This is a genomic window from Ensifer sp. 38_S197, from assembly GCF_056924495.1.
Map to the genome: position 1 here is coordinate 2,424,197 of NZ_JBXOVZ010000002.1, position 21,721 is coordinate 2,445,917.

General features: G+C 61.3%; 24 protein-coding genes. 17 read left to right on the top strand and 7 right to left on the bottom strand.

The genetic code is table 11. The features are described from left to right. Positions 1-10 precede the first annotated feature (10 nt). Positions 11-1,036, bottom strand: a complete 1,026-nt coding sequence (locus AC1Z3V_RS24900) for an amino acid ABC transporter substrate-binding protein (RefSeq protein ID WP_483502305.1) — start codon at positions 1,034-1,036, stop codon at positions 11-13. Between the two features lie 339 nt (positions 1,037-1,375). On the opposite strand from AC1Z3V_RS24900, the gene AC1Z3V_RS24905 reads away from it, so the two are divergent. Continuing rightward, the gene (locus AC1Z3V_RS24905) at positions 1,376-2,566 is read left to right on the top strand and encodes a cystathionine beta-lyase (protein ID WP_483502306.1); all 1,191 of its coding nucleotides are present in this window, start codon (positions 1,376-1,378) and stop codon (positions 2,564-2,566) included. Positions 2,567-2,740: 174 nt separating this feature from the next. On the opposite strand, the gene AC1Z3V_RS24910 is transcribed toward AC1Z3V_RS24905, so the two are convergent. Together AC1Z3V_RS24910 and AC1Z3V_RS24915 are read right to left on the bottom strand one after the other, a co-directional pair. Continuing rightward, the gene (locus tag AC1Z3V_RS24910; protein WP_483502307.1) at positions 2,741-3,907 is read right to left on the bottom strand and encodes an FAD-dependent monooxygenase; all 1,167 of its coding nucleotides are present in this window, start codon (positions 3,905-3,907) and stop codon (positions 2,741-2,743) included. Positions 3,908-3,916: 9 nt separating this feature from the next. Beyond that, the gene (locus AC1Z3V_RS24915) at positions 3,917-4,162 is read right to left on the bottom strand and encodes a zinc-finger domain-containing protein (RefSeq protein ID WP_483502309.1); all 246 of its coding nucleotides are present in this window, start codon (positions 4,160-4,162) and stop codon (positions 3,917-3,919) included. A gap of 168 nt (positions 4,163-4,330) precedes the next feature. Here AC1Z3V_RS24915 and AC1Z3V_RS24920 point away from each other — a divergent pair, with 168 nt between their 5' ends. From AC1Z3V_RS24920 to AC1Z3V_RS24955, 8 genes are all read left to right on the top strand, one after another. Next, positions 4,331-5,137: an alpha/beta fold hydrolase gene (locus tag AC1Z3V_RS24920; protein WP_483502311.1), complete on the top strand. Its 807-nt coding sequence runs from the start codon at positions 4,331-4,333 to the stop codon at positions 5,135-5,137. 95 nt (positions 5,138-5,232) lie between these two features. Next, entirely contained in the window at positions 5,233-6,060 is an 828-nt protein-coding gene (gene cysE, locus AC1Z3V_RS24925) for a serine O-acetyltransferase (protein WP_429816962.1), read from the top strand. Positions 6,061-6,160: 100 nt separating this feature from the next. Beyond that, a complete protein-coding gene (locus AC1Z3V_RS24930; protein WP_034796738.1) occupies positions 6,161-6,364 on the top strand; it encodes a DUF3126 family protein in 204 nt (67 codons plus the stop codon). A gap of 279 nt (positions 6,365-6,643) precedes the next feature. Beyond that, positions 6,644-7,000 (top strand): phasin family protein, encoded by a 357-nt coding sequence (locus AC1Z3V_RS24935; RefSeq protein WP_429816966.1) that lies wholly within the window; start codon positions 6,644-6,646, stop codon positions 6,998-7,000. A 240-nt stretch (positions 7,001-7,240) separates the two neighbouring features. Then, positions 7,241-7,594, top strand: a complete 354-nt coding sequence (gene clpS, locus AC1Z3V_RS24940; RefSeq protein ID WP_173516377.1) for an ATP-dependent Clp protease adapter ClpS — start codon at positions 7,241-7,243, stop codon at positions 7,592-7,594. 9 nt (positions 7,595-7,603) lie between these two features. Continuing rightward, complete coding sequence (gene clpA / locus AC1Z3V_RS24945; protein ID WP_429816968.1) at positions 7,604-10,120, top strand: ATP-dependent Clp protease ATP-binding subunit ClpA; 2,517 nt, start codon at positions 7,604-7,606, stop codon at positions 10,118-10,120. An 82-nt stretch (positions 10,121-10,202) separates the two neighbouring features. Beyond that, positions 10,203-10,940, top strand: a complete 738-nt coding sequence (locus tag AC1Z3V_RS24950) for an AzlC family ABC transporter permease (protein WP_429816971.1) — start codon at positions 10,203-10,205, stop codon at positions 10,938-10,940. After that, complete coding sequence (locus AC1Z3V_RS24955; protein WP_483502313.1) at positions 10,937-11,281, top strand: AzlD domain-containing protein; 345 nt, start codon at positions 10,937-10,939, stop codon at positions 11,279-11,281. The genes AC1Z3V_RS24950 and AC1Z3V_RS24955 overlap by 4 nt, the downstream gene beginning before the upstream one ends. Positions 11,282-11,382: 101 nt before the next feature. Here the strand turns inward: AC1Z3V_RS24955 and AC1Z3V_RS24960 are convergent, their stop codons facing one another. The 4 genes from AC1Z3V_RS24960 to AC1Z3V_RS24975 are packed head-to-tail and all read right to left on the bottom strand — an operon-like array spanning position 11,383 to position 14,245. Continuing rightward, the gene (locus AC1Z3V_RS24960) at positions 11,383-11,799 is read right to left on the bottom strand and encodes an HIT family protein (RefSeq protein ID WP_429816976.1); all 417 of its coding nucleotides are present in this window, start codon (positions 11,797-11,799) and stop codon (positions 11,383-11,385) included. A 46-nt stretch (positions 11,800-11,845) separates the two neighbouring features. After that, positions 11,846-13,033 carry a GNAT family N-acetyltransferase gene (locus tag AC1Z3V_RS24965; protein ID WP_483502315.1) on the bottom strand — a complete coding sequence of 396 codons (1,188 nt, stop codon included), beginning with the start codon at positions 13,031-13,033 and terminating at the stop codon, positions 11,846-11,848. Between the two features lie 4 nt (positions 13,034-13,037). After that, positions 13,038-13,763, bottom strand: coding sequence for a glycerophosphodiester phosphodiesterase (locus AC1Z3V_RS24970; RefSeq protein ID WP_483502316.1), 726 nt, complete (start codon positions 13,761-13,763; stop codon positions 13,038-13,040). A 14-nt stretch (positions 13,764-13,777) separates the two neighbouring features. After that, the gene (locus AC1Z3V_RS24975; protein ID WP_483502317.1) at positions 13,778-14,245 is read right to left on the bottom strand and encodes a RidA family protein; all 468 of its coding nucleotides are present in this window, start codon (positions 14,243-14,245) and stop codon (positions 13,778-13,780) included. Positions 14,246-14,390: 145 nt separating this feature from the next. Between AC1Z3V_RS24975 and AC1Z3V_RS24980 the strand changes: the two genes are divergently transcribed. The 8 genes from AC1Z3V_RS24980 to rseP all read left to right on the top strand — a co-directional run bounded on the left by AC1Z3V_RS24980 (position 14,391) and on the right by rseP (position 21,653). Beyond that, positions 14,391-15,218, top strand: coding sequence for a cell envelope integrity EipB family protein (locus tag AC1Z3V_RS24980; RefSeq protein ID WP_429816983.1), 828 nt, complete (start codon positions 14,391-14,393; stop codon positions 15,216-15,218). 183 nt (positions 15,219-15,401) lie between these two features. After that, positions 15,402-16,169, top strand: coding sequence for a 30S ribosomal protein S2 (gene rpsB, locus AC1Z3V_RS24985; RefSeq protein ID WP_429816986.1), 768 nt, complete (start codon positions 15,402-15,404; stop codon positions 16,167-16,169). A gap of 253 nt (positions 16,170-16,422) precedes the next feature. Beyond that, on the top strand, positions 16,423-17,346 hold the full coding sequence (tsf, locus tag AC1Z3V_RS24990; protein WP_429816987.1) for a translation elongation factor Ts: 924 nt from the start codon (positions 16,423-16,425) through the stop codon (positions 17,344-17,346). Positions 17,347-17,538: 192 nt separating this feature from the next. After that, positions 17,539-18,261 (top strand): UMP kinase, encoded by a 723-nt coding sequence (pyrH, locus tag AC1Z3V_RS24995; protein WP_247959054.1) that lies wholly within the window; start codon positions 17,539-17,541, stop codon positions 18,259-18,261. Positions 18,262-18,315: 54 nt separating this feature from the next. Further along, positions 18,316-18,876 carry a ribosome recycling factor gene (frr, locus tag AC1Z3V_RS25000; RefSeq protein ID WP_173516389.1) on the top strand — a complete coding sequence of 187 codons (561 nt, stop codon included), beginning with the start codon at positions 18,316-18,318 and terminating at the stop codon, positions 18,874-18,876. A gap of 37 nt (positions 18,877-18,913) precedes the next feature. Continuing rightward, positions 18,914-19,657 (top strand): isoprenyl transferase, encoded by a 744-nt coding sequence (locus AC1Z3V_RS25005; protein WP_483502319.1) that lies wholly within the window; start codon positions 18,914-18,916, stop codon positions 19,655-19,657. Next, on the top strand, positions 19,657-20,490 hold the full coding sequence (locus AC1Z3V_RS25010) for a phosphatidate cytidylyltransferase (protein WP_483502320.1): 834 nt from the start codon (positions 19,657-19,659) through the stop codon (positions 20,488-20,490). The genes AC1Z3V_RS25005 and AC1Z3V_RS25010 overlap by 1 nt, the downstream gene beginning before the upstream one ends. 29 nt (positions 20,491-20,519) lie before the next feature. Beyond that, positions 20,520-21,653 carry an RIP metalloprotease RseP gene (rseP, locus tag AC1Z3V_RS25015; RefSeq protein WP_483502322.1) on the top strand — a complete coding sequence of 378 codons (1,134 nt, stop codon included), beginning with the start codon at positions 20,520-20,522 and terminating at the stop codon, positions 21,651-21,653. Positions 21,654-21,721: the final 68 nt, after the last annotated feature.

The window sequence follows — 21,721 nt, forward strand, 5'->3', positions numbered from 1 at the left end:
TCAGATCGCCTTAGCGGATCGGCGGTGCGTACTGGATGCCGCCCTTGTTCCACAACGCGTTGAGGCCGCGCTCGATCTTGAGCGGGCTGCCGGCGCCGATGTTGCGGTCGAAGACTTCGCCGTAGTTGCCGACGGCCTTGATGATGTTCACGGCCCATTCGTTGGTCAGGCCGAGGTCGGTGCCGATCTTCGAGTCAGCTTCGACGCCGAGGAAGCGCTGGACGTCCGGGTTCGTGGACTTCTTCATTTCTTCCACGTTTGCCTGGGTGATGCCGAACTCTTCGGCCTGGATCAGGGCGTAGTGGACCCAGCTGACAATGTCGAACCACTGGTCGTCACCCTGGCGAACGGCCGGACCAAGCGGCTCCTTCGAGATGATCTCCGGCAGAATCATGTGATCGTCGGGCTTCGACAGCGTCAGACGCAGCGAATAGAGACCCGACTGGTCGGTAGTGTAAACGTCGCAACGGCCAGCGTCATAGGCGGCGTTCACTTCTTCGAGCTTTTCGAAGACGACCGGATTGTACTGCAGGTTGTTGGACTTGAAGTAGTCGGCAAGGTTAAGTTCGGTGGTGGTGCCGGTCTGCACGCAGACGGCTGCGCCCGAAAGCTCGAGGGCCGACTTGACGTTCAGGCTCTTGCGAACCATGAAGCCCTGGCCGTCATAGTAATTCACCGGGCGGAAGTTGAAGCCGAGCGCGGTGTCGCGGTTGATCGTCCAGGTGGTGTTGCGGGCAAGGACGTCGACCTCGCCGGACTGCAGTGCCGGGAAGCGTTCCTTGGCCGAAGTGGGCGTGTACTTTACCTTGCTGCCATCCGCGAAGATCGCGGCGGCGATTGCCTTGCAGTAGTCAACGTCGAAACCGCTCCAGTTGCCCGAAGCATCCGGTGCCGCGAAGCCGGCAAGGCCGGTGTTCACGCCGCACTGGACAAAGCCCTTGGCCTTCACGTCGTCAAGGGTGGCGCCGGAAGCCGCCTGTGTGCCAATCCCCATGACAGCAGCGCCAACGAGAGCTGTCAGAATTCTTCTTGCCATTTTTAGAACCTTTTTCTGTTGTCGTTAGTTCCCGCCTGCACCGCCGCCTCTCCTGGCGCGTGCAGTCTCCGCCACCCTCCTGGCGCGAGTACAGGCTATCTCATGCTCAAATTCCATGAGGGTCAAGAGAGGCTGCCGATTTTCTGATTTTGCATGTGAAAAACTCGAAACAAGCCAGAAAGTTAGGCAGTTCTTGGGGGAAGCGAGCGGGCGCTGGACGAAAAATCGCCAAATGCCCGCCAATAACTGCCAAAACGACACTCCATGATTTTTGCCACTTGACCGCGGTTGTAGCTCATTCGAAGAGTTTCTCATTCGAAATTAGAAGCGGAACATGCAATGGCAGACAGCGGCAATGTGAATGGCAAGAGGGGCATCAACACCCGTCTCGCTCATAGCGGCAACAATCCCTCCGACTATTTCGGCTTCGTCAATCCGCCGGTGGTGCATGCGTCCACCGTGCTGTTTCCCAATGCGAAGACGATGGAAACGCGCGCACAGAAATACACCTACGGGACGCGCGGAACGCCGACCACGGATGCGCTTTGTGACGCGATCAACGAGCTCGAAGGTTCCGCCGGGACGATCCTGGTGCCCTCGGGTCTGGCTGCGGTGACGGTGCCGTTCCTCGCTTACCTTTCAGCGGGCGACCACGCGTTGGTCGTCGATTCGGTCTATTTCCCGACGCGCCACTTCTGCGACACGATGCTGACGCGTCTCGGCGTCACCGTCGAATATTACGATCCGATGATCGGTGCGGGTATCGAATCGCTGATCCGCCCGAACACGCGTCTGGTGCACACGGAAGCGCCGGGCTCGAACACGTTCGAGATGCAGGACATCCGCGCGATTGCCACCGCCGCCCATCGCCATGGCTGCGTCGTCACCATGGACAATACCTGGGCGACGCCGGTCTATTTCAAGCCGCTTGACCATGGCGTCGACGTATCGATCCATGCGGCCACCAAATATCCATCCGGGCACTCGGACGTGCTTTTCGGCACCGTGTCGGCGAACGCTGCGCATTGGCCGGCATTGACGGAGGCGATGGTCACGCTTGGCGTCTGCGTCTCGCCGGACGACAGCTATCAGATCCTGCGCGGCCTCAGAACCATGGGCATCCGTCTCGAACGCCATCAGGAAAGTGCGCTGACACTGGCGAAATGGCTCGAAACGCGGGACGAAGTCGCGCGCGTACTGCATCCGGCGCTGCCAAGCTTCCCCGGCCACGAACTCTGGAAGCGTGATTTCAGCGGCGCGAGCGGCATCTTCTCCTTCGTCCTGAAGGCGGAAAGCCCTGATCGTTTCAAGGTCAAGGCGCACGCTTTCCTCGACGCGCTGAAACTGTTCGGGCTGGGTTACTCCTGGGGCGGGTTCGAAAGTCTCGCCGTTCACGTTGGCCTGGGAGATCGCAAGGTCGCGCTGGCGCCGACGGAAGGGCCGGTCATCCGCCTGCAGATCGGCCTCGAGGATGTGCCGGATATCCGCCGCGACATCGAAGCGGGATTGGCGGCCGCGAACGCCGTCTGACGAAAAGGGCGCCGCGACCATTCGCGGCGCCTTGCCACCATCGATTATTGAAGGCTGGAGGCTTCGTCGAGCGTCTTGTCGGACTCGCAAAGGTCGCCGCCGCAGACTTGTTTGCTGCCTGTCTTCGCCCTCGAATCGAGGTCGATTTAAGGAGAGATACGGTAGCGTCGGAAACTAGGGCCGCTTGGCGCCGTAGCCGTAGAGCCAGTCGAGGTCGGCGGCGAGCGCGTCTGGTCCCTTGAGTTTCAGGACGATGTCGCGGCCGAGGCGCAAAGGCCCCCGGGCATGGTAGGCGAAGTGATTGAATGCCGCACGCCGGCGGACCCGGGCGATGCGTGGCCGGCGTTTCGCTTCGAATGTCGCCAGCGCCTGTGGGACATTGGTGCCGGTGGCCAGGCAGTCGGAAAGCTCGAAGGCGTCCTCGATTGCCATGGCTGCGCCCTGTGCCGCAAAAGGCGTCATCGCATGGGCCGCATCTCCGATCAGCACGGTCTTGCGTCCGTCCTGCCAGGCGCCATCGTCCACGGTGCACAATGGCCAATAGGTGGGGGCCGCAGCCATTTCGAGCAGCGAGCGGATGCCTGCATTCCAGCGTGAGAAAGCATTCAGACAATCCTGGCGCCGCTCGTCCGAATCCTTGCCGACCCAGACGGCGTCGGTCTCCTTGCCCTCGATGATCGCGACGAGATTGAAGCCGTCAACTTCCCGCAACGGGTAGGCGACGAGATGGGCGCGAGGACCGAGGAACGCCGTCACCTGGTTCGGTTTGAGGAGGCCCGCGGCCTTATCGCGCGCGAGCGTCATGCGCCAGGCGACGTTGCCCGAGAAGCTGACGCGGCCGGCACCGGGTACGCTGTTGCGCAATCGCGACCAGATCCCGTCGGCGCCGACGATGATGTCCGGGCGGCGCCCCGTCAGTTTTGCGATGGTCTGCTCGTCGGGAGTATCGGTCTGGTGGCCAAGCTGCAGGCGGCAATGAGGCTCGGCCTCGACGGCGGAAAGCAGGACCTTCTGCAGGCTGGCACGATGCATGACGGCATAGGGGGCATGCCAGCGGCGGCGGGCGAAAGCGCCAGCCGATACGCTGGCCAGAGGGCTCAGGGTTACGCCATCGACCAGGCCGATGTGTTCGGGTTCACTCCAGTAGCCTTCGAGCTTCGAGAGGAGGCCGAGCTCGATCAGGATGCGCGAGGCGTTCGGTGACAGCTGCAGGCCGGCGCCGACCTCGGTCAGTGCCTCGGCTCGCTCGATGATGTCAACCTCGAAGCCGCGGCGGGCGAGGCACAAGGCGGCCGTAAGCCCGCCGATACCGGCACCGATGATCGCGACAGCACGCGACATCGTGGCTTGTCAGGCGGCTTTGTGGGCGAAGAGGCAGCCGGGCGGATTGGTTTCCGTCGCCTTCAGCTTCGGATTGTAGCGATAGAGCGTGGAGCAGTAGGAGCAGACCTTTTCGTTGCCGTCGCCCATATCGATGAAGATGTGCGGGTGATCGTACGGAATGGACGCGCCGGTGCACATGAATTCCTTGACGCCGATTTCGATTGCCTGATGTCCGCCGTCGTTCTGGAAGTGCGGGATGCTGTGGCCGGCCATGTCATGCTCCGATGAATGCAAGTCTGAAAGTTGCCGGCACCATAGTGAGCTTTGCTGCAAAAGTGTAGCGGCAAACACGCCGCAGCTGTGGTTTTTGCCGGGGCGGGGTTTCACTCGCCAGGGCGACGAACTAGGTTGCACCGGATCGATACCCCTAGGATGATAAAGATGGATCTCAATCCGCCGCCGTTTTCCCGCTTTACCCACGAGGGCCTGGAGATAGCCTTCTTCGACGAAGGTGATCCAGCCGGCGCACCCATTCTGCTCATTCACGGGTTTGCCTCGAGCGCCAACGTCAACTGGGTGTTCCCTGGCTGGCTGAAGACGCTGGGCGATGCCGGTTACCGGGTGATCGCGCTCGACAATCGCGGGCATGGCATCAGCAGCAAACCCTATGATCCAGCACTCTATCATCCGCAGCAGATGGCGGGTGACGCCGTGGCGCTTCTGGGCCATCTCGGCATCGCCGAGGCGCATGTGATGGGCTACTCCATGGGCGCCCGCATCTCCGCATTTCTGGCACTTGCGCATCCCCACCGGGTGCGCTCCCTGGTCTTCGGCGGCCTCGGCATCGGCATGGTGACAGGGGTAGGGGATTGGGACCCGATCGCCGATGCCCTGGTGGCGCCCTCTCTGGAGGTCGTGACCCATGCGCGCGGCCGCATGTTCCGCGCCTTTGCCGACCAGACCAAAAGCGACAGGCAGGCGCTTGCGGCCTGTATCTCGACATCCCGCGATCTGCTGACGGCCGAGGACATGGCGCGCATCGACGTGCCCACCCTGATCGGCGTCGGGACGAAGGACGACATTGCCGGCTCGCCGCAGGAACTGGCGGCGCTGATGCCCAATGCGCGTGCGCTTGATATTCCGGGCCGGGACCATATGCTCGCGGTTGGAGATCGGGTTTTCAAGAAGGCCGTACTCGAGTTCCTCGAGGAGGTTGACGGAGAGCACCGTAGGCTTGCCCGCTCCTGAGCTGCTCGACCGAGAGTGGAACTGGGGCCGGGCCATTTAAGTCATGTCGGATTTCCCCTATAGTGACTGTGGGACGGACAGGAAGGAGAGCGACGATGGTCGCCAAGACCGAACTTCGCCAGACGGAAGCGTTGAAGGTGATGGACCCGATCTGGAACAGCCTGCGTGAGGAAGCCCGCGTGGCAGCCGAGCAGGACCCGATGCTGGCGGCCTTCCTCTATTCCACGGTGGTCAATCAGCACTCGCTCGAAGAAAGCGTGATCTATCGCATCTGCGAGAGGTTGGATCATCCCGACCTCCAGGCGAACCTCCTGCGGCAGACCTTCTCGGAGATGCTCGAGGATTGGCCGGAATGGGGCGCCATTCTGCGCGTCGATATCCAGGCGGTCTACGACCGCGATCCCGCCTGCACCCGCTTCATCGAGCCGGTGCTCTATTTCAAGGGGTTCCACGCCATCCAGACGCACCGCCTGGCCCATTGGCTCTTGAAGCGCGGCCGCAAGGACTTCGCGTTCTATCTGCAGAGCCGTTCGTCGAGCGTCTTCCAGACGGACATCAACCCGGCCGCCCGCATTGGCCGCGGCATCTTCCTTGACCACGCCACCGGTCTCGTCGTCGGCGAGACGGCCGTGATCGGCGACAATGTCTCTATCCTGCACGGCGTGACGCTCGGTGGCACGGGCAAGGAAGGCAGCGATCGCCATCCGAAGATCGCCGATGGGGTCCTGATCGGCGCCGGCGCCAAGATCCTCGGCAATATCCATATCGGCCATTGCTCGCGTGTCGCCGCGGGCTCGGTCGTTTTGAAACCGGTACCGCCGAAGTCGACCGTTGCAGGCGTGCCGGCGAAGGTGGTGGGGGAGGCCGGTTGCTCCGAGCCGTCGCGTCAGATGGACCAGATCCTGAGCAGCTTCGATATCTGAACATACGGGAACCGGTGCGTAAGCCTCTTTCGAGGGGTTTACACCCGGCGATGCAGCGTGCGAGAAGCGCCGCACAGATAAACGGCTACGGAGACGTGTTTTGAAGCCCGAAGAAATCCGCAAGCTTGAAGCCTATTTCAAGCGCACCTTCAACCAGCAGATGGTCGTCAAGGCTCGCCCGAAGAAGGACGAGTCCGCTGAGGTCTATCTCGGTGACGAGTTCCTCGGTGTCGTTTTCCGCGATGAGGAAGATGGCGAGCTTTCCTACAACTTCTCCATGGCGATCCTCGACATCGACCTCTAAGTCCTGACGAGGGACGACAAAGTAGCGAGCCCCGAAAATCCCTGCGATTTTTGGGGCTTATTGTTTCTGGTGAAGCCTTGATGTCACTTTGGGCAATTGCTCGCGGCCTTCATCTTCTGTCTTCGGCAAAGATCGAAGGAAATTTTACGCTCGACGGCATTTCTTCATCAAGTTGTTGCATCCGTTGTATTTTATTGCATTGCACACTCGTCTTGACTTTTTGTGCGGTGCACATAAACTGAAGCCTCCCAGATCAGGCCGTCACTAAGGAGACACCCGATGTTCAACTTCGATGATGCAAACAAGAAGAGCAAAGAAGCCATTGACGTGGCTGTAAAGAGCTATTCCGCTTGGACCAAGGGTCTCCAGGCTATCGCGACCGAGGCTGCCGACTATTCCAAGAAGTCCTTCGAAGAAGGCGTCGCGCACGTTGAGAAGCTGTCGGCCACCAAGAGTGTCGAAGCTGTTTTCGAACTGCAGACCAACTACATCAAGTCGAGCTACGAAGGCTTCGTCGCCGAGGCTACGAAGATCGGCGAAATGTACGCTGATCTCGCCAAGGATGCTTACAAGCCCTACGAAGCGCCGGTTGCCAAGGCAACGGCAGCAGTGAAGGCCGCCGCTGCCGCCGCCTGATCGCCGAGCACGGAACAAGTTTCTCGAGGGCCGGTCGCAGCAATTGCGACCGGCCCTTTTGTTTTCCCGCTTTTGCTGTGAGCGGCCCGAAGAAAGTTGATCAATCTTGCGCGCGGTCGTGCGATTATGATTGCAGTGCGTTGGTTCGGTCTTAAAATCTGAAAACGAACCATTAGATAAAGGGCAAGCACGCTGCGGCCGTATTCAATGGGGTCGCTGCTGTACAAGGAACTGACAAGAATGATCGCCATGCCGGTCCGGATGCAGCAAGGTAGCGATGACGAGGGAAACGGCAACAACCGCAGCACGTCCGTCATCACGCGTACCAAGCCGAAGACCAAAAAGCCAAGTTTGTATCGTGTTCTGCTTTTGAATGACGATTACACGCCGATGGAGTTTGTCATCCATATTCTGGAGCGCTTCTTTCAGAAGGACCCGGAAGAGGCGACCCGTATCATGCTCCACGTCCACAATCACGGCGTCGGAGAGTGCGGCGTCTTCACCTATGAGGTCGCCGAAACCAAGGTGACGCAGGTGATGGATTTTGCCCGGCAGCATCAGCATCCGTTGCAATGCGTCATGGAAAAGAAATGAGGAACTAACGTGCCAACATTTTCGCCCAGCCTCGAAAAGGCGCTGCACCAGGCACTGACTTTTGCCAACGAGCGCCATCATGAATACGCCACGCTCGAGCATCTGCTTTTGGCATTGATCGACGATGCCGACGCGGCCGCCGTGATGGGCGCCTGCAACGTCAATCTCGAGACGCTGCGCAAGACCGTGACGGATTATGTCGACAACGAGCTTTCCAATCTCGTGACCGGCTACGATGAGGACTCCAAGCCGACGGCGGGGTTCCAGCGTGTCATCCAGCGCGCTGTTATCCACGTCCAGTCGTCCGGCCGCGAGGAAGTGACCGGCGCCAACGTGCTGGTTGCCATCTTCGCCGAGCGCGAGAGCCATGCTGCCTATTTCCTGCAGGAGCAGGAGATGACGCGTTACGACGCCGTCAACTTCATTTCGCACGGTATCGGCAAGCGCCCCGGCAGTTCCGAGTCCCGGCCGGTACGCGGCGCCGACGATCACGAATCCGAGCAGAAGCCTTCGCGCGACACCGAGGAAAACGGCCCCAAGAAGCAGCAGGACGCTCTGACTGCCTATTGCGTCAACCTCAATGAAAAGGCGAAGTCCGGCAAGATCGACCCGTTGATCGGGCGCCACGCCGAGGTGAACCGCACCATCCAGGTGCTGTGCCGCCGTTCCAAGAACAATCCGCTCTATGTGGGCGACCCCGGCGTCGGCAAGACGGCGATCGCCGAAGGCCTTGCCAAGCGGATCGTCGAAAAGAAGGTACCGGAGGCGCTGCAGGATGCGACGATCTTCTCGCTGGACATGGGCACCTTGCTCGCCGGCACGCGTTACCGCGGCGATTTCGAGGAGCGCCTGAAGCAGGTCGTCAAGGAACTTGAGGACTATCCGGGCGCCGTGCTCTTCATCGACGAGATCCACACCGTCATCGGTGCTGGCGCCACGTCCGGTGGCGCGATGGATGCGTCCAACCTGCTGAAGCCGGCGCTGTCTTCCGGCGCGATCCGTTGCATCGGTTCGACGACCTACAAGGAATACCGTCAGTTCTTCGAGAAGGACCGGGCGCTCGTCCGCCGCTTCCAGAAGATCGACGTGAACGAGCCGACGATTGCCGATGCGATCGAGATCATGAAGGGTCTGAAACCCTACTTCGAGGAATATCATCACCTGAAATACTCGAACGAGGCGATCAAGGCGGCTGTCGAGCTCTCGGCCCGTTACATCAACGATCGCAAGCTGCCCGACAAGGCGATCGACGTGATCGACGAGTCCGGCGCGGCGCAGATGCTGCTGCCCGCCGGCAAGCGCCGTAAGCTGATCACCGAGAAGGAGATCGAAGCGACGATCGCGACGATGGCGCGCATCCCGCCGAAAACCGTCTCCAAGGACGACGAGGCAGTGCTTGCCAATCTCGAGAAGGAGCTGCGCTCGGTCGTCTATGGCCAGGACCTGGCGATCGAAGCACTCGCTTCGTCGATCAAGCTGGCGCGTGCCGGCCTGCGGGAACCGAACAAGCCGATCGGCTGCTACGTCTTCTCCGGCCCGACCGGCGTCGGCAAGACGGAAGTTGCCAAGCAGCTTGCGACCTCGCTCGGCGTCGAACTTCTGCGCTTCGACATGTCGGAATACATGGAGCGGCACACGGTTTCGCGCCTGCTCGGTGCACCTCCCGGCTATGTCGGCTTCGACCAGGGCGGCCTATTGACCGATGGCGTCGACCAGCATCCGCATTGCGTGCTGCTGCTCGACGAGATCGAGAAGGCGCATCCGGACCTATTCAACATCCTGTTGCAGGTCATGGATCACGGTTCGCTGACCGATCATAACGGCAAGAAGATCGACTTCCGCAACGTCATCCTGATCATGACGACCAATGCCGGCGCATCGGAAATGGCCCGGGCCGCCATCGGCTTCGGTTCTTCCAAGCGCACGGGTGAGGATGAAGAGGCGCTGAACCGCCTGTTCACGCCGGAATTCCGCAACCGTCTGGACGCGGTGATCCCGTTCGCCTCGCTGCCGACCCCGGTTATCCACCAGGTGGTGCAGAAGTTCGTCATGCAGCTGGAGACCCAGCTTGCCGAGCGCAACGTCACCTTCGACCTCGCGCCCGAGGCGATCGCCTGGCTTGCCGAGAAGGGCTACGACGAGAAGATGGGTGCCCGGCCTCTCGCTCGTGTCATCCAGGAAAACGTCAAGAAGCCGCTCGCCGATGAAATCCTCTTCGGCAAGCTGAAGAAGGGCGGCGTCGTCAAGGTGACGATCGGCACCAAGGCCGATGGCACCAAGGGCTTGCTGCTGGATGCCGTTCCCGAAACTACGCCGATCAAGCCGAAGGCAGAGGTTTCCCGTCCGGCGATGAAGACGACAAAGCCGAAGAAGGCCGAGGACAAGGAAGAAGTGGGCGCCGAGCCTGCGTCGAAGTCCAAGCCGAAGAAGGCCGCCGCCAAGGCGTCGTCGGGTGGCGACGCTGGGGCCAGCGACGCGGCTCCGAGAAAGGGCCGCACGGTGCCGAAGGTGCCGCGCAAGAAATAGGCGCTTGCAAGAAATGTTCGACGGTGTCGGATGCAAACCATCCGGCACCGTTTTTCTGAGTCAAGACAGTCCGGAAGTGCCGATGAATAGGGAAGAAGACGAGCAATCTTCGCTCGCCTGGTTCGGGAAGGGTATGCGCGGCATCTTCAGCCTGCCGGCCTTCATCCTGATGCTGTCCTTCGTCGGCTTCTGCTCGCTGACGGCGCAGGCCGGAATTCCGGTGCAGCAGGTCGTCTTCATGACCGGCATCGTCTGGGCGCTTCCGGCCAAGGTTATCCTTGTTGGCTCGATGATGAGCGGCGCAAACCTTGCGGCCGCGTTCCTGGCGGTTTCGCTGTCGTCCGTTCGTTTGATGCCGATGGTTGCGGCGCTCGTTCCGGAATTGCGCACGTCGCGAACGCCGACATGGCTGCTCCTCGTCCTGTCGCACTTCATCGCGATCACCGCCTGGGTGTTCGCAATGGAGAAGGTGCCGAAGGTGCCGCGTGGGCGGCGTGCCGCCTTCTTTGCCGGCTTCGGCATCACGCTCGTCGCGACAAACATGCTGCTGGTCGCCGTCGTCTACCACTTCGTCGCGGACTTTCCGCCGATCGTCGCCGGCTGCCTCTTCTTCCTGACACCCGTCTATTTCCTCGCATCGATATGGCATTCAGCGCGCCACCCCGTCGTCTACGTCGCGCTCTTGTTCGGCCTCGCCGGCGGGCCGCTGTTCTACTGGCTGTTTCCGGAATTCGATATCCTGATTGCCGGCCTTGGTGGCGGCACGCTCGCCTGGTTGGTCGAGCGCCTTTGGCGCCAACGCAAGGAGGTAGGCGCATGACGTGGCAGGACGGTTGGTGGCCCTATGCCTTCATCGCGATCGCCGGCTGGCTGGCAACCGACATCTGGCGCTGGCTGGGCGTCGTTGCCGGCAACAAGCTGCGCGATGATTCCGAAGCGCTGAACTGGGTGAGGGCGGTCGCGACCGCTCTTGTCGCCGCGGTCATCGCCAAGCTCGTCCTCTATCCGACGGGTGTGCTCGAGCAATCCCCACTCTGGCTGCGCACGGGGGCCGTTGCGCTTGGGGCCGTGGCTTTCTTTCTCTTCGGCCGAAAGCCGGCGATCGGGATAGCGACTGCGATCGCCGGGCTTGCGTCGGGGCTCTGGTTTCTCGGTTTCTGAGCGCTCATCTTCGCCGCAGGCCGGTGACGCAAGAAGACCATCCGCCGAGCACGAAAGCCGTCTCGGCGGAACAACAACTCTGGAAGAGATTGAAGGCGCGATCAGAGCGCCTGCCGAACCTTTTCGGCATTGGCCGCCAGCACGGCGCCGTCTTCCATCGTACCGGAATGCGGCTTCAGCGGCACGCCCGCGCGCCGCGGAATGACATGGAAGTGCAGGTGGAAGACCGATTGGCCGGCCGGCGCCTCGTTGAACTGCATGACCGTGACGCCATCCGCCTCGAAGGCCTCTTTCGCTGCGACCGCCAGTTTCTGCACGGTGGCAATCAGCGTTGGCAGCGTCGCCGGATCGGCATCGAGCAGGTTGCGCGAGGGCGCCTTCGGAACGACGAGCAAATGGCCTTCGGCCTGCGGCATGACATCCATGAACGCGATCGTCGCATCGTCCTCGTAGACGCGATGCGAAGGGATTTCGCCGCGCAGGATCTTGGCGAAGATGTTGTTGTCGTCATAGCTCATTGTCGTTCCTCATGAATTGGCGCAGGCCGGCCCTCGCCGAAGCGGTCTAGTCGTCTTGCCGCTCACCTTTGCGGAAAGGTCCGTGTTCTGCAAGAATCTCGCCCGTTTCCTCCACATCCCTGCGCTCGCGGTCAAGATAGTCGGCGACCGCGCGGGCGAGCCCTGGATGGGTGATGAAATGCGCCGAATGGGTGATGACGGGCATATAGCCTCGCGCGAGCTTGTGTTCGCCCTGGGCGCCGGCCTCGACCCGCTTCAAGCCCTTGGCGATCGCGAAGTCGATCGCCTGGTGGTAGCAGACTTCGAAATGCAGGAACGGATGGTCCTCGATGCAGCCCCAGTGACGGCCGTAGAGTGCGTCACCGCCGATGAAGTTGATCGCGCCGGCAATGTAGCGGCCGTTGCGGCGTGCCATCACTAGCAGAATATCGTCGGCCATGCGTTCGCCGATCAGCGAATAGAAGGCGCGCGTCAGATAGGGACGACCCCACTTGCGGCCGCCGGTGTCCATGTAGAAGGCGAAGAACTGGTCCCAGATCGCTTCCGTCAGGTCGCGGCCTGTCAGCCAGTCGATCGAGATGCCGTTCTCGAGCGCAGCCCTGCGTTCCTTCTTGAGCGCCTTGCGCTTGCGCGAGGCAAGGGTCTCCAGGAAATCGGCGTGCGATCCGTAACCCTCGTTGGAGAAATGGAACTGCTGGTCGGTGCGGTGCAGGAAGCCGGCACGCTCGAGGGCAGGCATCTCGGCTTCCGGCACGAAGGTGACATGCACCGACGACACATCGTGCCTGCGCGCAAGCTCCTTCAAGCCCGCGGCAAGCGCATCCTGCACCGCCCGCCCGTTCTCACCCGGCGCCGTAAGCAGTCTCGGTCCGGTGGCCGGCGTGAAGGGGATGGAGCTTTGCAGCTTCGGATAGTAGCGCCCGCCGGCCCGCTCAAACGCGTCGGCCCAGCCATGGTCAAAGACATATTCGCCCTGGCTGTGGTTCTTCAGATAACAGACGAGGCCGCCGCGCAGATGGCCGTCCGATCCTTCGAGAAGCAGGTGCTGGCCGAGCCAGCCGGTCTTGGCGGTTGCCGATCCGGATTCTTCGAGAGCGGAGAGATAGGCATGCGAGAGGAAGGGATTGTAGACGCCGTCGGGATGCTCCTTCGACGCACCGGAAAGCACGTTCCAACGTGCTGCCGGCACATCGGCGAAGGACTGGGCTATGCGGATGGTGACGGCGTCTGACATCAGTTCAGGAAACCAGGGCCTCCCGCGGGTCGAAACCCTCGAAGGTCATTTGGTCCGCGTGGGCGTAAGTGTAAGCCTCGGCCTGCCGGTCGCGCACGGTCCAGGTGATGATCGTCTTGCCGAGTGTCCGCTCCTTGGTGATGAACGAATTCGGCAGGTGGCCGTAGTGATAGGAGATGAAATCGAGCCCGAGCTGCATCGCTTCCTCGTGCACGAAGAAGGTTTCGGGATTGGCGCCTTCTGCGGTCAGGCCGAGCGGGTAGGGTGCGTCGAGCGCCTTCAGATCCTTGAGCAGCCAGTGATCGAAGCTCATCAGGGCGACGTGCCCCTTGTATCCTTCGAGGGTCTCCAGAACGGCGGCGGCAAAGCCTTCGTCGTCGCCCTTGCGGCCCTTGAGTTCGATGACGAGGGGAACCTTGCCGTCGACCAGCCGCAGCATCTGCGTCAAGGTCGGCACCTTGTCTTTGGTCCCGCCAATCGCCATCAGCCCGAGCTCGCCGGCGGTGCGTGAGCGAACGTCGCCCTTGATACCGCAGAGGCGCTGCGTGTCGTCGTCATGGAAGACGACCGGGATGCTGTCGGCGGTGTATTGCAGGTCGCACTCGATCGCAAAACCCGCCTCGACCGCGCGGGAGAATGCCGAGAGCGTATTCTCCCACACTTGCCTGTTCATGTCGTGATAGCCGCGATGGGCGATCGGTTGGGCCTTCAGCCAGGAAATATCAGCCATGCCGGGCACCCTGATCAGGCAATCTCGATGACCGCGTCGATTTCGACGGCGGCATTGAAGGGGAGCGAGGCCATGCCGACGGCGGCGCGGGCGTGCTTGCCGGCTTCGCCGAGCGCGCCGGCCAACAGATTGGATGCGCCGTTGATGACCAGATGCTGCTCGGTGAATTCCGGCGTCGAGGCGACGAAGCCGTTGATCTTTACGAGACGACGGATGCGGCCGAGGTCGCCGCCGAGCGCGGATTTTGCCTGTGCGAGGATGTTGATCGAGCAGAGTTCGGCGGCGCGCTGCGCGCGGGCGACGTCGACATCCTTGCCGACAATGCCCGTCACCGCGACCTTGCCGTCCTCCATCGGAAGCTGCCCGGAGATGTACAGCATGGAGCCGCTGATCACGTACGGCACATAGTTCGCGACCGGGGTCGCAGCCTGGGGAAGGGTGACGCCGAGGTCCTTGAGGCGCGTTTCGATCTCTGCGGACATGGAAAGCTCCATTGTTGTCTTTTGTGTTAAAATCCTGCATTCAGGCCGGATCGCGGCGGGGGGCCGGCTTTTCCTGCAATCACCGCCTCGCTTCTGCCGAACGCTTGTTTATAGCATTGCCGGCGAGTCCAACAGGAGGAAACGGATGTTTCATAAAGGCTTCGGTCTCGTCACACTGGGCAGCGTTTGTTTCGCCGTCATGACGGCGTCGGGCGCGACGGCGGCGAGTGCGAACATCCTCGTACCGCATCGCGCCGTCTATGATCTTGAACTCAAGGATGCGTCTGATCGTTCGGGCATTGCCGGAATGTATGGTCGTATGGTCTATGAATTCAATGGCTCCGCCTGCGAGGGCTATACGGTCAGCTTCCGCTTCGTGACCCAGGTCGACACCGGTGAGGAAGTGCGTCTCACCGACCAGCAGACGACCACCTATGAGGACCTGAAGAGCGGCAACTTCCGCTTCCTGACACGTTCCTTCACGGACGAGAAACTGGATAAGGAAGTGCGCGGCACCGCGCACGAGGAAAAGGCCGGCGTCAAGGTCGAGTTGACCGCGCCCGACAAGCGTGAGGTGGAACTCGCGGCCAGCCGGTTCCCGACCGCCCATATGATGGAAGTGATCTCGCGGGCGAAAAAGGGAGAAAGCCTGTTCGAGGCGCGCATTTTCGACGGTTCCGACTCCGGCGACAAGACGCTGATCACCTCGACCTTCGTCGGCAAAGCGCGCAAGCCCACCGCCGACGAGCCGGATGCGGGCAAGGCCGGCAAGTTCGGCAGCGAAAGCTATTGGCCGGTGACGATCTCCTATTTCAACGACGACAAGAGCGGCGATGCACTGCCGATCTACCGCATGTCGTTCAAGCTCTATGAAAACGGGATCACCCGGGACCTGACGATGGACTACGGCGATTTTGTCCTCAGCGGAAAGCTCGCCGACCTCGAAGTCTTCAATTCCGAGGACTGCAAATAGGCGATCCCGCCAAAAAGCGGCTTTCGCGTCTTGATTTCTCGGGCAGTTGAGGTTAAGGGGCTGCCCATTCCACACGTGAAGCATGGGATGTTCCGGGAGAAATCCGGATCGTTCCGCCGGTGGGCCGGTCGAAAGACCATGCTCGACGCTTCGCGGAGGTTCAACCGGAAAAGGAGAAAAGGCATGGCATTGCCTGATTTTAGCATGCGTCAGCTTCTGGAAGCTGGCGTTCACTTCGGCCACCAGACGCACCGCTGGAACCCGAAGATGAAGCCGTACATTTTCGGCGATCGTAACAACGTTCACATCATCGACCTCGCTCAGACCGTACCGATGCTGTCGCGCGCCCTGCAGGTCGTCAGCGACACCGTTGCCAACGGCGGCCGCGTTCTGTTCGTCGGCACCAAGCGCCAGGCTTCGGAAATCATCGCTGACGCTGCCAAGCGTTCGGCCCAGTACTACGTCAACGCTCGCTGGCTCGGCGGCATGATGACGAACTGGAAGACGATTTCGAACTCGATCCAGCGCCTGCGCAAGCTCGACGAAATCCTCGCTTCGGAAGCTTCGGGCTTCACCAAGAAGGAACGCCTGAACCTCGAGCGCGAGCGCGAAAAGCTGAACCGCGCACTCGGCGGTATCCGCGACATGGGCGGCACCCCGGACCTGATGTTCATCATCGACACCAACAAGGAATCGATCGCGATCGACGAAGCCAAGCGCCTCGGCATCCCGGTCGTCGCCGTCATCGACTCGAACTGCGATCCGGACCAGATCGACTATCCGATCCCGGGCAACGACGACGCTTCGCGCGCCATCGCTCTCTACTGCGACCTCATCGCTCGCGCTGCCATCGACGGCATCGCACGCCAGCAGGGCGCAGCGGGCCGTGACCTCGGCGCCTCTGCCGAAGTTCCGGTCGAGCCGGCACTCGACGAGGCCACCGACGCCTGATCGGGCCCTGGCGGCAGATAACCTCTGTCGCCCCCAATGAAATGTCGGGACGAGGCCGTTTGTGATGAAAGTCTGAACGGCCTTGTTCTTTTAAGCCGGGGATGGCGCCGATCCGTTCGGATCGTTGGATCCGAGCAACATCAGCGTGATGCATTCATCACGGTGTCACATTGAAAAGCCATTCCCTGCCAAACCTCCTGGCATCGCGCCATGCGCGGGTACGCCCCGCCAAACAGACAAAGAGGCAAAAAAGATGACTGTGACTGCAGCAATGGTGAAGGAACTGCGCGAAAAGAGCGGCGCAGGCATGATGGATTGCAAGAAGGCACTTGCTGAAACCAACGGCGACATGGAAGCAGCGATCGACTGGCTGCGCGCCAAGGGTATCGCGAAGGCCGACAAGAAGTCGGGTCGTACGGCTGCCGAAGGCCTCGTCGGCATCGTCAGCGGCGGCGCCAAGGCCGTCGTCGTCGAAATCAACTCCGAAACCGACTTCGTTGCCCGTAACGAAGCCTTCCAGGAACTCGTTCGCGGCGTTGCCAACGTAGCGCTCGGCACCGACGGCACGGTTGAAGCCATTGCAGCCGCAAACTACCCGGCGACCGGCAAGTCTGTCGACGAATCGATCAAGGACGCGATTGCCACGATCGGCGAGAACATGACGCTGCGTCGCGCAGCTCTGCTTAAGGTCGAAGACGGCGTTGTCGCAACCTACATCCACAACGCTGCCGGCGACGGCATCGGCAAGCTCGGCGTTCTCGTCGCGCTGAAGTCGGTCGGCGACAAGGAAGTGCTGTACTCGGTCGGCCGCCAGGTTGCCATGCACATCGCTGCGACCAATCCGCTGGCGATCCGCGCTGAAGAAGTCGACGCTGCTGTCGCCGAGCGCGAGCGCAACGTCTTCATCGAGCAGTCGCGCGCTTCGGGCAAGCCGGACAACATCATCGAAAAGATGGTCGAAGGCCGCATGCGCAAGTTCTTCGAAGAAGTCGCTCTGCTGTCGCAGGCCTTCGTCATGAACCCGGAAATCACCGTCGGTCAGGCCGTCAAGGACGCTGAAAAGCTCGCTGGCGCACCGATCGAAGTGACCGGCATGGCTCGCCTGCTGCTCGGCGAAGGCGTCGAGAAGGAAGAGTCCGACTTCGCCGCAGAAGTTGCGGCCGTCGCCAAGGGCTGATTTCTTCACCCATATTGGGAAAACCTCGGGGCATCGCGTGACAACGCGGTGCCCTTCGTGTATCGGGCTTCGTCAATGCGCCGGACCCGCCGGAAATTATTCCGCGGCGGTTGAAACCGGAGAGCGCAATATGTCCTTATGCGCTGTGCGCCGCCTTCGTGCGCACGCGCACCGATCTGATCAGGAGCGATGATGCCGGCCGAGCCAATCTATAAGCGTGTTCTCCTCAAAGCCTCCGGTGAAGCCCTGATGGGCAGCCAAGGCTTCGGTATCGACGTGGCGGTCGCCGACCGCATCGCCGCCGACATCGCCGAAGCGCGCGCCATGGGCGTCGAAGTCGGTGTCGTCGTCGGTGGCGGCAACATCTTCCGCGGCGTCGCAGTGGCCTCCAAGGGTGGAGACCGGGTGACCGGCGACCACATGGGCATGCTGGCAACGGTCATCAACGCGCTGGCGCTGGCAACCTCGCTGCGCAAGCTGGACATCGACACGGTCGTGCTTTCGGCGATCGCGATGCCGGAGATCTGCGAGAGCTTCTCGCAGCGCGCAACGCTTCATCATCTTTCGCTCGGCCGCGTCGTGATCTTCGCCGGCGGCACCGGCAACCCCTTCTTTACGACGGACTCGGCTGCGGCGCTGCGCGCGGCGGAAATGGGTGCTCAGGCCATTTTCAAGGGCACCCAGGTCGATGGTATCTATTCAGCCGACCCGAAGAAGGATCCGACCGCAACCCGTTTCGATCGCTTGACCCACAGCGAGGTCCTTGAAAAGGGCCTGGCCGTCATGGATGTTGCCGCCGTCGCGCTGGCACGCGAAAATACCATTCCGATCGTCGTCTTCTCGATCCACGAAAAGGGTGGTTTCGCGGAAATCTTGACCGGCGGCGGTCGCGCGACCATCGTCACAGACAACTAAGTACGCCGCAGAACGGCCCTCGGGCCGGCGAATGATAGAACGGGAGTTTCGACCATGAGTGAAGGTGTTGAACTGAAGGAACTGAAGCGTCGCATGGATGGCGCCATTTCCGCATTCAAGAGCGATATTGCATCGCTTCGTACCGGCCGGGCGTCGGCGAACGTTCTCGATCCGGTGACCGTTGAAGCCTACGGCTCGCGCGTGCCGCTCAACCAGGTTGCCAACATCACCGTTCCCGAGCCGCGCATGCTGTCCGTTTCGGTCTGGGACAAGCAGATGGTTGGCGCCGTCGATCGCGGCATTCGCGAATCGAACCTCGGCCTTAATCCGATCATCGACGGCCAGAACCTGCGCATTCCGTTGCCCGAGCTCAACGAAGAGCGCCGCAAGTCGCTGGTCAAGGTGGCCCACGACTACGCTGAAAAAGCCAAGGTAGCCGTACGCCACGTGCGTCGCGACGGTATGGATGACCTGAAAAAAGCCGAAAAGGATGGCGAAATCGGTCAGGATATCAGCCGTTCTCAGTCCGAGCGCGTGCAAAAGATGACCGACGAAACGATTTCCGAGATCGACCGCTTGCTCGCCGAGAAGGAAAAGGAAATCATGCAGGTCTGATCTGCTCGTGATCTGAGTCTCCTTTCGCGGACGCCTTATGCAAAATCTCATCTCCACGACCGTTCCTGAACATGTTGCCATCATCATGGATGGCAACGGACGTTGGGCGAACGCGCGTGGGCTACCGCGCACCATGGGGCATCGCAAAGGCGTCGAGATCGTTCGCGATGCCGTCAAGACGGCGGCCCAACTGGGTATTCGCTATCTGACGCTTTTTGCGTTCTCCTCGGAAAACTGGAGCCGGCCGGAGCCGGAGGTGAGCGACCTCATGGGGCTGCTCAAGACCTTCATCCGCCGGGATCTCGCCGACCTGCACCGCGAGAACGTCCGCATCCGTGTCATTGGCGACCGCTCGAACCTGCGCGGCGACATCCTGCCGTTGTTGATCGAGGCCGAGGAGACGACGCGGGCGAATACCGGAATTACCCTGGTTATCGCCTTCAACTACGGCGCGCGGGACGAGTTGAGCCGAGCGATGCGCCGCCTCGCCGTCGATGTCGCCGAAGGGCGCTTGCGCCCAGAGGACATCAACCAGGAACGCATTGCGGCCGCGCTGGACACCGCCGATATACCTGATCCGGACCTCATCATCCGTACGAGCGGCGAAGAGCGTTTGTCGAATTTCCTGCTCTGGCAGGGCGCCTATTCCGAACTGATCTTCGTTCCCGAACTGTGGCCCGACTTCACACGCGAGATCTTCCTGGCGGCTCTGGAGAAGTATGCTTGCCGGGAGCGCCGTTTCGGCGGATTGGTCGAGCCGACGCGGGCGGTTGGTTCCTGATGCAAACTGAACTCAAGCTTCGCATCGCTTCGGGAGTGGTGCTCGCAGCGGTCGCTCTCGCTGCGACTTGGTTCGGCGGGCTCGCTTTCCAGTTCCTTTCCGTCCTGATCGGGCTTCTCGTCTACTACGAGTGGTCGACGATCACCGGCCTTGTTGAGCGCGATTTCCAGGGCAATGCCTTTGGTTGGCTTTCCATGGCGGTGATCGCAGGTCTCGTCGTCACCGGCTACATCGGCTACAGCCTTCCCGTCCTGGCGTTCGGCATCGGCGCCGCATTGCTTTGGGTCCTTGTTCAAAAGACGAGCTGGTGGCTGCCCGGGGGCATTGCCTATGCGGGTCTCACCGGCATCTCGCTGGCCGCGCTGCGTGGCGCCGACGATCTCGGCCTGATCGCAACCTTGTTCGTCTTTGCGGTGGTCTGGGCAACCGACATTTTCGCCTATTTCACCGGCCGTGCGATCGGTGGCCCGAAGCTCGCGCCGCGCATATCGCCCGGTAAGACTTGGTCCGGCGCCATCGGTGGCACGATTTGTGGCATCCTCGCCGGTGTTGCCGTTTTTATGGCATACTTTTCGCTGCAAGATCTTCGGATCCCGATCATTGCCTTGGTGCTTTCGGTTGCCAGCCAGGTTGGGGATCTGTTCGAATCCTTCATCAAGCGGCGCTTTGGCGTGAAGGATTCGAGTCGTCTCATTCCAGGGCACGGCGGAGTCATGGATCGAGTCGACGGTTTGATATTCGCCTGCGTCGCGGCGTTGATTCTGGTCATGATTCAGTATTTCGTCAGCGACGGGCGCCAGATCGCCTTCGGTTCGGTCCTGCTCGGCCCCTGATGCCGACCGCAGGGACTTGAGGAACGTTCATGACCTATCTGCTTGATGCCTTTCAGCTTCTGACCGGCTATATCATCCCCTTCCTTCTCGTGCTGACCTTGCTGGTATTCGTACACGAGATGGGGCACTACCTCGTTGGCCGCTGGTCGGGAATACGTATCCTTGCCTTTTCGATCGGCTTCGGTCCCGAACTGGTCGGCTGGACCGATCGGCGCGGAACACGCTGGAAATTGTCGGTGATCCCGCTCGGCGGCTACGTCAAGTTCTTCGGCGACGAGGACGCGGCGAGCGTGCCGGACTATAAGCGCCTGGAAGCGATCGCGCCGGAAGAGCGCGGCAAGACCTTTGTTGGCGCCAGGCTCTGGAAGCGGGCGGCCACCGTTGCCGCAGGACCGATCGCCAACTTCATCCTCGCGATTGCGATCTTCGCCGTTCTTTTCTCCGTTTATGGCCGCCAGGTCGCCGATCCGGTGGTGGCGCGGGTGAACGAAAACAGCGCAGCCGCGCAGGCGGGCGTTATCCCGGGCGACCGGCTGATCTCGATCGACGGCACGCCCGTGACGACCTTCGATGACGTTCGCCGCTATGTCAGCGTTCGGCCCGAACTGAAGATCACGATTCGGATCGAGCGCAATGGCGCGATACTCGATCTGCCGATGGTGCCTCAGCGGACGGAGCTCGCCGACCAGTTCGGCAACAAGATGGAGATTGGCATCATCGGCATCCTGACCGACCAGGAAGCCGGCAATTTCCGCACCGTCACCTATGGCCCGATCGAGGCCGTGGGGCAGGGCGTCCTGCAAAGCTGGCACGTGATCACGGGCACCTTCGACTACCTTGGCAATGTGCTGACCGGACGGATGAAAGCGGACCAGATCGGTGGTCCGATCCGCGTCGCCAAGGTTTCCGGACAGATGGCGACGCTCGGTATTCCATTCCTGCTGAATATCGCTGCAATCCTGTCAGTTTCCATAGGATTGCTTAACCTCATGCCCGTGCCGGTGCTTGATGGCGGCCATTTGATGTTCTATGCGGTTGAGGCCTTGCGCGGGAAGCCTGTCGGTCCTGCCGCGCAGGATGTCGCCTATCGGATCGGCTTTGCCATGGTGCTTATGCTCATGGTCTTTGCCACCTGGAACGACATATCGATGTTCTTCGGCTAACGTTCGGTCGGGGAAACGGCGAGGGGAATTCGGCGGACACTGTGAACGAATGGTTTTCAACGGCTTGC